Origin of the sequence: Zobellia sp. 1_MG-2023 (assembly GCF_030549125.1) — a bacterium.
In the GTDB taxonomy this organism is placed as follows: domain Bacteria; phylum Bacteroidota; class Bacteroidia; order Flavobacteriales; family Flavobacteriaceae; genus Zobellia; species Zobellia russellii.
The window spans coordinates 238,029-251,550 of record NZ_JAUOSY010000003.1; the positions used below are offsets into that span (position 1 = coordinate 238,029).

At 38.0% G+C, this 13,522-nt stretch carries 10 protein-coding genes; 4 read left to right on the forward strand and 6 right to left on the reverse strand.

The window, feature by feature from the left end:
• Nucleotides 1-58 precede the first annotated feature (58 nt).
• Both Q4597_RS08365 and Q4597_RS08370 read right to left on the reverse strand, forming a co-directional pair.
• The gene (locus tag Q4597_RS08365; RefSeq protein WP_215914533.1) at nt 59-1,615 is read right to left on the reverse strand and encodes a RagB/SusD family nutrient uptake outer membrane protein; all 1,557 of its coding nucleotides are present in this window, start codon (nt 1,613-1,615) and stop codon (nt 59-61) included.
• 17 nt (nt 1,616-1,632) lie between these two features.
• Complete coding sequence (locus Q4597_RS08370) at nt 1,633-4,713, reverse strand: TonB-dependent receptor (protein WP_289062901.1); 3,081 nt, start codon at nt 4,711-4,713, stop codon at nt 1,633-1,635.
• Between the two features lie 378 nt (nt 4,714-5,091).
• Between Q4597_RS08370 and Q4597_RS08375 the strand changes: the two genes are divergently transcribed.
• Both Q4597_RS08375 and uxuA read left to right on the forward strand, forming a co-directional pair.
• Nucleotides 5,092-5,898 carry an SDR family oxidoreductase gene (locus tag Q4597_RS08375; protein WP_303405796.1) on the forward strand — a complete coding sequence of 269 codons (807 nt, stop codon included), beginning with the start codon at nt 5,092-5,094 and terminating at the stop codon, nt 5,896-5,898.
• Between the two features lie 51 nt (nt 5,899-5,949).
• Nucleotides 5,950-7,152, forward strand: coding sequence for a mannonate dehydratase (gene uxuA, locus Q4597_RS08380; protein ID WP_303405798.1), 1,203 nt, complete (start codon nt 5,950-5,952; stop codon nt 7,150-7,152).
• A 2-nt stretch (nt 7,153-7,154) separates the two neighbouring features.
• Here the strand turns inward: uxuA and Q4597_RS08385 are convergent, their stop codons facing one another.
• The gene (locus tag Q4597_RS08385; protein ID WP_215439154.1) at nt 7,155-7,823 is read right to left on the reverse strand and encodes a bifunctional 4-hydroxy-2-oxoglutarate aldolase/2-dehydro-3-deoxy-phosphogluconate aldolase; all 669 of its coding nucleotides are present in this window, start codon (nt 7,821-7,823) and stop codon (nt 7,155-7,157) included.
• A gap of 25 nt (nt 7,824-7,848) precedes the next feature.
• Nucleotides 7,849-8,889: a sugar kinase gene (locus tag Q4597_RS08390; protein WP_303405799.1), complete on the reverse strand. Its 1,041-nt coding sequence runs from the start codon at nt 8,887-8,889 to the stop codon at nt 7,849-7,851.
• Nucleotides 8,890-9,178: 289 nt separating this feature from the next.
• On the opposite strand from Q4597_RS08390, the gene Q4597_RS08395 reads away from it, so the two are divergent.
• Both Q4597_RS08395 and Q4597_RS08400 read left to right on the forward strand, forming a co-directional pair.
• Nucleotides 9,179-9,886, forward strand: a complete 708-nt coding sequence (locus Q4597_RS08395) for a Bax inhibitor-1 family protein (RefSeq protein ID WP_303405800.1) — start codon at nt 9,179-9,181, stop codon at nt 9,884-9,886.
• A gap of 92 nt (nt 9,887-9,978) precedes the next feature.
• Nucleotides 9,979-10,407: a nuclear transport factor 2 family protein gene (locus tag Q4597_RS08400; protein WP_303405801.1), complete on the forward strand. Its 429-nt coding sequence runs from the start codon at nt 9,979-9,981 to the stop codon at nt 10,405-10,407.
• 4 nt (nt 10,408-10,411) lie between these two features.
• On the opposite strand, the gene Q4597_RS08405 is transcribed toward Q4597_RS08400, so the two are convergent.
• On the reverse strand, nt 10,412-11,344 hold the full coding sequence (locus Q4597_RS08405; protein ID WP_303405802.1) for a hypothetical protein: 933 nt from the start codon (nt 11,342-11,344) through the stop codon (nt 10,412-10,414).
• A gap of 122 nt (nt 11,345-11,466) precedes the next feature.
• Complete coding sequence (gene dnaK / locus Q4597_RS08410) at nt 11,467-13,374, reverse strand: molecular chaperone DnaK (RefSeq protein ID WP_303405803.1); 1,908 nt, start codon at nt 13,372-13,374, stop codon at nt 11,467-11,469.
• Between the last annotated feature and the right edge of the window lie 148 nt (nt 13,375-13,522).

Consider the following 13,522-nt stretch of genomic DNA (forward strand, 5'->3'; position numbering starts at 1 on the left):
AATTTAAAAAAAAAGGAACCATCTCGCAATGGTTCCTTTAAAAATAAACAACAATAAATTAGTATCCTGGATTTTGTTTAAATACAGGGTTAGCATCTATCTCATTCTGAGGAATAGCAATATATTCACGACCAGGTCTATATGAGCTTGTACCTGCACTCTCAGATTTTAACTCTGGTTTGTTTACAATATACTCCTCTACTTTACCCCATCTTAGAATATCAAAGTATCTGGTTCTTTCCAAAGACAACTCTTTAACTCTTTCATCTTCTATGTCTTGCATTGTAATGCTTGTTAATGCCGGCATATCAACTCTTGCCCGTACTTCATTAATAGCATTTAGAGCATCTGCAGTAGAGCCATTTAACATAAACTCGGCCTCTGCATACATCAATAGGATATCTGCATAGCGTAACAACCTTAAGTTGTTACCTGACTGATGCCATCCGTTATCTTGAGAACCTGTCTTATCGTCAAATTTTATATCCAACCACTTGTTACCCCAAACTAAATCGGTATCTGGAAACACCTCTTTATAACTTTTATCTCCGTACGTCTGAGAAACCAATGTATCTCCTTGATAAACGGTAAACTCGTCCGTATTAAAAAATAAAGTTGTAAAAGCTCTTGGGTCTATTTCATCATTTACGGTTCTTTCATCTAAGAATAAATCTAGAACCCAATCATTGATACGCATACCATCCTGGCCTGTAAATCCTCTAGGAGCTATATCCGGATGAAAAGCAGCACCTTTACCAGCTCCAGGAGCATCTCCTCCCCAACCAGTATTTCCATCGTTTACCAATTGAATTTCAAACAATGACTCCTTATTGTTTTCCGAAGCTTCGGTAAAGTTATCCGCGTAGTTTTCCATCAATTCGTATCTGCCGTCCATTATTTTGGCAAATTCCGCTTTGGCCTCAGCATATTTCTTTTGATATAAATAAACTTTACCCAAGAAACCTGTTGCGGTACCAGAAGTAATCCTTCCTTTCATAGCAGACGGCCATGATTCTGGCGCCATAGCCTGAGCTTCCTTTAAATCGCTTTCTATTTGTGCCCATACTTCTGCAGGATCTGCTTGCGGAACCGCCTTAGGGTTTTCCAAATCTGAAATCGGTTCCGTAATAAGCGGCACATTTAACCAACCGTTTACAAGGTTAAAATAGTTATAAGCACGAATAAAATAGGCTTCGCCCAATATATTTTCTTTGGCCGTAGCATCCATTTCTATATCAGGAACATTGGCCAATACTTCGTTGGCACGGGTTACTCCTTGAAACATAGCACTCCAAACCCAAAATGCACCGTTACTTTGCGGAATTCCATTAAAAGATCCCGCTGCAGTACGTTCTGATGTTGCGAAAGCATTCACAACGTCATCTCTATAATCCGAAAGGAATATTTCAAAACGTGTATAGTACCAAATATGTGTAAACGGACTGTAAGCCCCAATGATACCTTTATTGGCGTCATCCTCTGTTTTCCAAAATGATTGCGGTGTTACCGCGTTTGGATTTTCCTGTTCTAATATGTCTTTCCGACAACTATATGATATCACTAGCAGCAATACCAGTGCAGCCAATAGACTTCTTGATATTATTTTATTTTTCATGTCTTTTTTTGTTAGAATTAAAATGAAACCTGTACTCCCAGTTGAATAGTTCTTGCTGTTGGATAAGCACTTTCATCTACACCCGAGCTAAAAATTCTTCTAGACGATCTTGTGTTTCTACCTACCTCAGGGTAATAACCTGTATAATCTGTAATTGTAAACAGATTTGTAGCAGAACCGTATATACGCAACTTCGTCATCTTCATTTTTTCAGAGATATCAGATGGAATAGTATAACCCAACTGCATATTCTTTAATCTGAAGTAAGCACCATTCTCTAAATAAAAATCAGATGGTCTTCTGTTGAAACCTGGATCTGACTGTGTATTTCTTGGAATGTTAGTATTCGTATTTGTTGGTGTCCAAGCTCTTAGAGCATCCGTAAGATAGTTCCCCTCTGTATCAAAATATCCTCGATAAATGTTACCGTTCAATATTTTGTTACCTGAAACGCCGTTAAAGAAAAGACTTAAATCAAAATCTTTGTATGTCGCGGAAATATTGAAACCGTATTCAAAATTAGGAGCGGGATTCCCTAAAAAGGTTTGGTCATTTTCATCAACAATTCCATCTGGCCCTGAACCATCGGGACCAGCGATATCTCTAAATTTTAAATCTCCCGCTTGTGGGTTATTATTATCATTTGCCGCTAGAGCTTCTGCATCTGTTTGATAGATTCCATCTACAATATATCCATAAAAAGAAGAAACGGGTTGACCAACATCTGTTTTAGTTCCTCTTAACCCATTTGATGTAAATTGTCCTTCTATAATTGGAGTAGCATCACCCAAAGCCGTAACTTCGTTGTTTAATGTTGTGAAGTTTCCACTAATATTAAATGAAAAATCTTCACTTAAACTATCCGAATAATTTGCCAAAAATTCAAAACCAGTATTTTCAATACTTGCCGTATTAAATGGCACTCTGTTTCCAAAACCAGTATATAAAGGTAACCCCAACTCAACCAATACATCTTCGGATTTCTTCTGAAAATAGTCCATTGTTATACTCAACTTCTGATTCAATGCCCTAAATTCCAAACCTATATCGGTTGTCTTACTGGTTTCCCAAGTAATTTGATCATTAATACCTTTAGTAATTGAGTATCCCGTAGCTCTTTCCTGACCGTCACCTATTGGATATTCACTATTAAGGTTCAATTCTGGACTTAATGAATAAATTGGAACGTTATCCGACCCAACTTCACCATAACTTGCTCGAATTTTTATATCAGTAATGGCTGTAAAGTTTTCCATAAAACTTTCATTACCTAAATTCCAACCTATAGCAAATGAAGGAAAAGTACCCCATCTAAGATCTTCTTTGAACAATGAAGAACCATCTCTACGTATGGTAGCCGTTAACAAGTATCTGCTATCATAAGCATAACTCAACCTACCAAAGTAACTCTGAATAGTTTTAGTTAAATCTTGGGATGGAAAATTAACTTTATCTTCGGCAGCAGAAGCTACACGCACATCGTTAGAAGGAAATTTTCTAGCCAAAGCTCCAAGAGACCTTGTGTTTGAAACCTGATCTGTATAACCAGCTACAAAGTTTATATTATGTTTATTGAACTCCTTACTGTAAGTTAAAGTGTGTTCAATTAAGGTTGAAAGAAAGTTTGTATTCGTTTCGGCCAACTCAGCAAATTGGTTGTTACCAAACGTGGCAGAATTGAATACATAGGTTGGGGTAAATCTATAATTATTGTTCGCATAATAATCTAAACCTAAATTTAGTTTATAGGTCAGCCCATCGATAATTTCAAACGAACCGGCAATATTACCTAATATACTGTTTCGAGTAACCGTTCTATCTTCAACGGTTGCCAGACCTAAGGAGTTACCTACGTTTCCAACACCATAAAATGCTCCTACCGCTACATCAGCTGGCTGATCAGTAGCACTAAAGTTACCTTCATCATCGTATATACGGATAGTTGGTACCAAATCTCTTTCCTTATTGAAATATGGGTTAGGGTTATCAATAGAACGTGTTAAACCTACCGTGTTTTCTAACTTAAACCTTCCTTTTGTCAATGTAGCGTTTATTCTCGCAGTAGTTCTTTTATAATCTGACTGCTTTACAATACCTTCTTGATCATAATGGTTCATAGAAAGGCTATAGGTGCTATTTTCAGTACCACCATAAATTCTTGCATTGGCATTCATTACGCCAGCAGTACGTAGTGATTCCTTTTGAATATCACTATCTATACTAGGATTGAACTGAGCATCATTTGCTGGAAACCTTGCGTTTCCATCATTATCCCTAGCCCTGTTAACAATGGTAGCATAATCTCTAGAGTTGGCCCAGTCAATAGTCTTTACAGATGATTGAAGACCATAGCTATAATCCAAATCTACTTTTATACCTCCACGGGTACCTTTTTTTGTAGTAACGATAATAACACCATTAGCTGCCCTAGAACCGTAAATAGCACTGGCAGAAGCATCCTTTAATACGGAGATACTTTCTATATCACCTGGGTTCAACGACGTCATGTCTCCGGTAAGCATACCATCAATCACATATAATGGACCTGCATCTGACAAGGTACTGGAGCCACGAATGGTGACTAGGGCATTTGCACCGGGAGAACCTCCATTGGCCTCTACTCTCACACCCGCTGTACGACCTTGAATAGCCTGAGCAGCATCATTATAAGTAAATTTATTTATTTCCTCGCTGTCTACAGTACTTACCGCCCCAGTCAAATCCGACTTTTTCTGAGAACCATAACCAATTACAACAACCTCTTCTAATTGACTGGCATCTTCCGCCAGGGTTGCATTAACCACTGTCTGACCATTAACAGCAACCTCTTGCTTGGTAAAGCCAATATAACTGAATACCAAAGTTGCATCTCCTTCTGCGGTAATAGTATAGTTACCATCAAAATCTGTTTGGGTACCGCTGGTTGTTCCCTTTACAAGTACATTGGCACCCGCTAAAGGAATTCCTGTGTCATCCGAAACCGTTCCGCTTACGGTTATCTCTTGAGCATGGCCATACGCTATGGCCAAAAGCCATAACAATCCCGACAGATATCTGTGGGGTAGCCAGTTTTTAATTTTAAAGTTAGTTCCATTCATAAGTTAAAAAGTTTAATTGAGCAGTTAACATTTGTTTAAGTTTCCCCAAATGTGAACTTTATTTAACTATTCCTTAACAACAAATGATCAGATGACTATAACAAATGGTTCAGAAGTGTTTTTAAGTGTACTAGATACACAATATATGCGCTAAAAGCCCATGTAATAAAGAAATAACCTACACTCAAATAGCCTTTAAAAAGTATTATCCCACACTTATTTTGAACAAATTTTTAGTTGTTTTTATTTAAATGTTCCAGTATTCATGAATATTTTGCCTTATTAAATTCCGTTAAAAACTAGATTTCAAACCTCCACTTCTATCATTTAAATTAGATTGTTTTATCTTGGCCTTTTAATATAAAACATGAATACATTATGTTCAACATAGAAAATAAAGTTGCTGTCATAACAGGTGCGAGTGGTGCTTTAGCCGGTAGCGTTGCCAAAAGCTTGGCAAAGTCTGGAGTTAAATTGGCCTTGTTAACGAGAAAGAAGACATCGGTACAATCCTTATTAGATGGAATTAAAACCGTGGGCGTACACGCTAATGCCTACGAGGCTGATATTTTGAGTGAACAATCTCTTGAAAGTGCAAAAAACCAAATTATAGCTGATTTTGGAAAAATAGATATCCTTCTTAATATCGCCGGAGGCAACCTTCCTGGAGCTACAGTGGCTCCCGACAAAACCATCTTTGACATAAAAGTTGATGACTTTAAAAAGGTTACGGAACTTAATCTAAACGGAACCCTTATCCCCTCTCTAATATTCGGCAAAGTGATGTCCAAACAAAAAGAGGGTGTCATTATAAATTATTCTTCTATGGCCGCTGACCGTGTCATAACCAGAGTGGCCGGTTATTCCGCCTCAAAAGCAGCAATGGAAAACTTCACAAAGTGGATGGCCGTTGAAATGGCTACGAAATTTGGTAGTGGTATACGGGTTAACGCTATAGCCCCAGGTTTCTTCATCGGAAAACAAAATAAGGCCCTACTAACAAATGAGGATGGCTCATTTACCCATCGTGGTGAAACCATTATTAGAAACACACCAATGGGGCGTTTCGGAGAAGTTGAAGAATTAAATGGTGCCATACAGTTTTTATGCAGTGATGCTTCTAAGTTTATTACCGGCATTGTTCTTCCTGTAGATGGTGGATTTAGTGCTTTCAGCGGAGTATAGTTACCTATCAAAATTTTAAAATCATATATCAAACAATCATAAGTACCTAATATGGAACAAACATGGAGATGGTATGGGCCCAATGACCCAGTAAGCTTACAGGATATTAAACAGGCAGGTGCCACAGGAATCGTTACCGCTTTGCACCACATACCTAATGGCGAAGTTTGGACTGTAGCCGAAATAGAGGAAAGAAAAAATCTATTAGAAAATAATGGGTTGGTATGGTCCGTAGTAGAATCTTTACCTATTCATGAAAGTATAAAGACGCAGCAAGATGGCTTTGAACAACTTATAGAAAATTACAAACAGAGTTTGATTAACCTTGGCAAATGCGACATCAACGTAGTTTGCTACAATTTTATGCCTGTATTGGACTGGACGCGCACCAGCCTAGACCATGAAGTGGAAGATGGGTCCAAGGCTCTTTTTTTTAATGCCACCGCTCTAGCCGCTTTTGACCTATTTATATTAAAAAGGCCCGATACCGAAAAAAGTTTCTCCCCATCACAAACTAAAGCGGCAAAATCTTATTATGATGCTATGTCCGAAGAGGACATACATAAATTAGTAAAAACAATTATAGCCGGTCTCCCTGGCTCTTCCGAAACATATAACATACCTAAGACAGATTTTGATTTAAGTCTGTTTCAGAAGACTTTAGACACCTATAAGGGCATGAACGAAGATAATATGCGCAGCAACCTTGTTTATTTTTTAAATTCCATAATGTCTACTGCTGAGGAAAACGGAATACTCATGTGTATTCACCCAGATGATCCGCCATTTTCTATATTAGGATTGCCACGTATTATGCGCACCGAAGAGGATTACGCCTATATTTTTGATAAAGTACCATCTATAAGCAACGGTATTACTTTCTGTACGGGTTCTTTAGGGGCCAGGGCAGATAATGACCTACCGAAAATGTTTGAACGTTTTTCTGATCGTGTTCATTTCCTGCACCTTAGAAGTACAAAGCGTGATGATAACGGGAACTTCTACGAGGCCAACCATCTTGAAGGTGATGTACCCATGTATGACCTAATTAAATTGATTCTTGCTGAAGAAAAAAGAAGACAAACAGAAGGAAGAAAGGATGCCATAATTCCTATGAGACCAGATCATGGTCACCAAATGTTAGATGACCTCCATAAAAAAACCAATCCCGGTTATTCAGCTATTGGCCGCTTGCGCGGTTTAGCCGAATTACGAGGATTGGAATTAGGAATTCGAAAAGCGTTTTTCGAATAGTATTAAGATCTTAGCTTTTTAATCAAAGCCAAAGTTTCCCTTACACGATTTTCTAGGCCAGCATAATCCTTGTTGGCCAAAATATCTTTACTGATTAACTGAGAACCCATACCCACACAGGTAACGCCAGCATCAAACCAACCTTTTAGATTAGCTTCATCTGTACTTACACCTCCTGTTGGCATAACGCTAGTCCATGGTTGTGGGCCTTTTATAGCCTTAACATACCCTGGTCCGTAAGTAGAACCTGGAAAAAGTTTGATGATTTCACATCCCATTTCTTCCGCTCTATTTATCTCTGCCAAAGAACCGCATCCCGGTGACCAAAGCACCTTTCTACGATTACAGGCAATTGCTATATCTTCACGAAGTGATGGCGTAACAATAAAGTTAGCCCCCATTTGCATGAACAAACTAGCAGCAGCGGCATCAGTAATAGAACCAACTCCCATAACCATTCCAGGAAGTTCTTTTATCGCATACTTGTTCAATTCCAGAAACACCTCATAAGCGAAATCTCCGCGAGCGGTAAACTCCATTAAACGTGATCCACCGTCATAACATGCCTTTAAAACTTTTTTACCCAACTCTACATCTGGGTGATAAAACAAAGGCACCATACCGTTTTCTTTCATTACGGATGCAACCTCTATTCTTGAATACTGAGCCATATTTTATTGTTTGTAGTTAATGTTCTTATCTTGCAACACGACCGGAAGCATCGCCACCCATCAATTTTTCAACTTCGCTTACGGTTACCAAGTTGGCATCTCCTTTAATTGTATGTTTCAAACAGGAAGCAGCAACGGCAAAGTCCAATGCATTTTGGTCATCTTCAGGGTATTTCAGCAATCCGTAGATCAAACCGCCCATAAATGAATCACCTCCTCCTACTCTATCAACAATATCCGTAATTTGGTATTGACGTGTTTCGTACATTTTGGAACCGTCCCATAATACACCTGCCCACGTATTGTGAGAAGCAGAAATAGAGCCTCTTAAAGTTGTAATTACCTTTTTGGCTTTAGGAAATTTTTTCATCATTTGTTTACAAACGGATAAGAACGCTTCTGCCTTAACATCGGCGCCATCCTTATGAACGTCCAAACCTTCAGGGTGAATACCAAAGTGCTTCTCTGCATCTTCTTCGTTCCCCAAAATAATATCACAATATGATGTAAGTTCGGTCATGATAGCTTCTCTATCACCACCGTAATTCCAAAGCTTGGCCCTGTAATTTAAATCAGTTGAAATAGTAATTCCTTTTTCACTTGCCGCTTTTACAGCTTCCAAACAAACATCTGCAGCACCTTGAGAAATAGCTGGTGTAATACCTGTCCAATGGAACCATTCTACGCCTTCAAACACGGCGTCCCAATCAATCATTCCTCTTTCTATTTCAGCAATAGCGGAATGAGCCCGGTCATAAACTACCTTACTCCCTCGGCTAACAGCTCCTGTCTCTAGGAAATAAATTCCCAAACGGTCACCTCCAAAAACAATTTTATCGGTACCAACGCCACGCTTTCGCATTTCCATTAGTGCACATTCACCAATATCATTCTTTGGCAAACGTGTTACAAAATCAACTGGTACACCATAGTTAGCTAGAGAAACGGCTACATTGCTCTCGCCTCCACCGTAAATTACATCAAAACTGGTGGCTTGAGAAAACCTTAAAAATCCTGCAGGGGCCAAACGCAACATAATTTCCCCGAAAGTGACTACTTTTTTCATTTTAACAATTAGGTTATTTAGTTCTTAGTTTACGAAAATAGTTGTTATTTTTTTGACAGCTACAAAACTAAGATTTCCCACAAACTAATTAACCGTAAATACTGGTCAATTATTTAACTTTCTATACGTTTAACAATATTCATAGCTTTTGAGATATAAGCCACCCCTACCAATACCTACTAATAATAAGGAGTTTACACAAAAAACGAATATAACTACCGTTCAACCAAAAACCATCTTTACTTCTAATAATATTTTTTTATTTGTGTCCTGAGCCAAAACTATAGACATGAAAAACCACCAAACCACTAACGGCGCTTTGGTAAATACCCTTACCGAGGTAGAAAAAGCCGCTTTTTACAGAAAAACCTATGCCCATTTAGCTAGCGCCGTGTTACTGTTCATTCTTATTGAAACCCTATTTTTTCAGATTCCCCCACTATTGAATTTTGCACTTTCGCTAACGCAAGGGTATAGCTGGTTGATTATGTTGGGAGGTTTTTTATTCATTACCAATTACGCAGAACGTTTGGCTTTGAAGAGCGATAAGAACAGTACGCATTACTGGGGTCTTCTCCTCTATGTTGTTGCCGAAGCATTCATATTTATTCCATTAATATTTATTGCCATAACAATGACAGAAAGTGGCTCTCTTGATATTTTAAACCAAGCTGCCATCATGACCCTATCTTTGTTCACAGGTCTTTCTGCCATTGTACTTCTGACCCAAAAGGATTTTTCCTTCCTGAAATCAATATTGGCCGTGGGTTTTGCCATTGCTCTAGGACTCATTGTAGCAGGTATATTATTTGGTTTTAACCTAGGGCTTCTATTTAGTGCCGCCATGGTAATTTTGGCGTCGGGGTCTATTTTATACCAAACCTCAAACCTGGTCCATAAATATAAATCCAACCAGTATGTTGCAGCTTCCTTAGGACTATTTGCCAGTCTTATGTTGCTTTTTTGGTATATACTGAACTTACATACAAATGATTAATTTTTAGTGTTTATTTATTTTGAGAGAGGCCCCGGAAATTTTGCGGGGCTTTTTTTATACCTTACCCCTGTATATCGTAAAACCACTAAAAAATGAAAAGCACCTCTTTATTCTTTTTTGTATTATTGACTTCAATAGGAACACTTTACGCCCAAAATAGTGATATTGAAACCATAAAAAATATTCTTCACAATCAAGAAAAGGCATGGTCTAATCAAGACCTAGAAGGATTCATGGAAGGTTACTGGAAATCCGAAGACCTTACCTACTATAGTGGTGGTAGAATCACAAAAGGATGGCAAACCACTTTGGATAATTACAAGAAAGGATACCCCACCCAAGCCGAAATAGGAACATTAAATTTTAAAATTGACCAGATTTCCAAAATAACCGAAGACTCTTACTACGTTATGGGGCAATATTTTTTAGTACGAGACGTAGGTGATGCCAATGGCACATTTATGATAATCTTTAAACGGATAAATGGTGAGTGGAAAATTATAGCAGATTCTTCCTGCTAATATTTCAATTCTTCTGTTCTTCCAAAACGGTCTGATTTGCAACCGGCGGGTAATATTTTATACGTCTTGTAGTATACGTGTTGCTAGGTGTAATTATTTCTTTTACCCAATTATTGGCAGAAGTACCATCAAATTGATAAATGTATTCTTGAGTAAGCTCACCAAAGCGCTTTTTGGTCGTGACAACAGAAAGGAATCCGTTTTCATCGTATTGATAACTTTCATCGTTCAATGATATCCATTTTTCTGTAGAACCATCAAACATGAACTCTTTATGCTGTATTACCTTGTTCTTTGGGTTTAAAACCTCAACGGTTTTAGAAGCAAGATTGCCTTCCATATAGTTTTTTGAAATAACCTTTTTAAATTTTCGGTCATTCTCTACAAAAAAAGTGGTAGTAACCAATTTAGATAATACCCCGTTTACCTTTTTAGAAACCGTATCTACGGTATCATTCTTAACATATTCAAAGTCTATTTCATCTATACCACTGGTATTGGTGCGAACAAGTTTTACTAATTTCTCATCCGTATCATAACTATAAACGTTCTTTTCCAATTGTTTCTTTTCATAAGAAACGATTTTCTCCATTATCTTTCTTGCTACGGTATCTATCTCATAAAGACTGGCAATGGAAGTGGCATAATCAAAAACGCCATCCATATAATTCTCTATCCTACGTTCTTTTAAAAAACCGTCCTTAAACTTATAATACGTGGTTTCATAATCCGTATCATTATAACGGGTAACCGATTTGGTTAAAAAACCCTCTGGATTAAAGTAATATTCTTCCTTACCATAGTCCGTGATTACCAAACAGGATTTAACATTTCCCTTTAGGTTAAAATCGGAAATTTTAAAAATCTCGATGTCTTGGGAAAATACCATTGAGGATATGCCCCATACCATACACACAAACAAGAATTTCTTAATCATACTACAAAACTACTTGATATTCTGTCAACTGAAAACAAAACACGTACCAAATTGACAAAACGAAAAGACCCGCCCAGAGAAAACTGGACGGGTCTTATATGTAGAGCGCTAAACGCTTATACTTATTTTACTTCTTCAAAGTCTACATCTTCTACGTTATCACCTTCTTTAGGCTCTTCCGCCGTAGCAGTATCACCTTCAGGAGCTGCACCGTTTTGCTGTGCTTCTGCTTGAGCTTTGTACATTTCTTCAGAAGCAACTTTCCAAGCCTCATTGATTTTATCCAAAGCTGGCGTAATAACTGCTAGGTCTTTAGATTCGTATGCTGCTTTTAACTCGGTTAAAGCTTCTTCAATTGGTTTTTTCTTATCATCTGATAATTTTTCACCAAATTCTTTCAGTTGCTTTTCTGTTTGGAAAATCATTCCGTCTGCTTCGTTCAACTTGTCAGCAGTTTCTTTTGCTTTTTTATCAGATTCAGCATTAGCTTCCGCTTCCGCTTTCATTTTCTTGATTTCTTCCTCTGTTAATCCTGAAGAAGCTTCAATTCTGATATCCTGCGTTTTGTTCGTTGCCTTATCCGTTGCAGAAACTTTGATGATACCATTGGCATCAATATCAAAAGTTACTTCAATTTGAGGTGTTCCTCTTGGTGCTGGTGGAATACCGTCTAAGTGGAAACGACCAATTGTCTTGTTGTCTGATGCCATTGGACGCTCACCCTGCAATACATGAATCTCTACTGATGGTTGATTGTCCGCTGCCGTAGAAAATACTTGAGATTTCTTTGTTGGAATCGTAGTATTCGCCTCGATCAACTTGGTCATTACGCTACCCATAGTTTCAATACCTAAGGATAATGGAGTAACATCCAATAACAATACATCTTTAACATCTCCTGTAAGAACACCACCTTGAATAGCTGCTCCAATTGCAACAACCTCATCCGGGTTTACTCCTTTAGAAGGTTTCTTACCAAAGAATTTCTCAACCGCTTCTTGTACTGCTGGAATTCTTGTAGAACCACCTACTAAGATAATTTCATCAATATCGCTCTTAGAAAGTCCAGCAGATTTAAGTGCTGTCTCACATGGCTCAATAGTTCTTTTTACCAAATCTTCGATCAATTGCTCAAACTTGGCTCTTGTAAGTGTACGTACCAAATGCTTAGGTCCTGTAGCGGTAGCCGTTACATAAGGTAAGTTGATTTCAGTTTGTGCAGAAGAAGACAATTCAATTTTAGCTTTCTCAGCAGCTTCACGTAAACGTTGTAATGCCATAGCATCTTTACGCAAATCTATGCTTTCGTCTTTATTGAACTCATCCGCCAACCAATCAATAATTTTTTGATCAACATCATCACCACCAAGGTGTGTATCACCATCTGTTGACAATACTTCAAAAACACCGTCACCCAACTCTAGGATAGATACATCATGTGTACCACCACCAAAGTCAAAAACAACTATTTTCTGATCCGTATCTTTCTTGTCCATACCGTAAGCCAAAGAAGCTGCGGTAGGCTCGTTGATAATTCTTTCTACAGTAAGACCTGCTATCTCACCAGCTTCTTTAGTTGCCTGACGTTGTGCATCGTTAAAATATGCTGGAACGGTAATTACCGCACGGCTAACATCCTGCCCTAAATAATCTTCTGCAGTTTTCTTCATTTTCTGAAGAATCATAGCAGAAAGTTCTTGTGGCGTATACAAACGGCCATCAATATCTACACGTGGTGTGTCATTATCTCCTTTTACTACTTTATAAGGAACTCTTTCGGCCTCTTTACTAGACTCCGAAAATTTGTTTCCCATAAAACGCTTAATAGAATATATAGTGTTGTGAGGGTTGGTTACCGCCTGTCTTTTTGCAGGATCACCAACTTTAATTTCTCCACCTTCTACAAACGCAATTACAGAGGGTGTTGTTCTTTTTCCTTCTGCATTAGGGATCACTACCGGTTCGTTACCTTCCATAACGGAAACACAGGAGTTGGTAGTACCCAAGTCAATACCTATAATTTTACTCATGCTATATGTTTTAAATATTAGTGCTAATTTTTATAATCGGTTTCTAAATGACAAACAATATGCCAACCGTCCACAACCTGACATGATGTCATTTTTACTTTTTTTATAGCGAAGAACACGCCAGAACAACCCTTTTTTACTGCTAAAA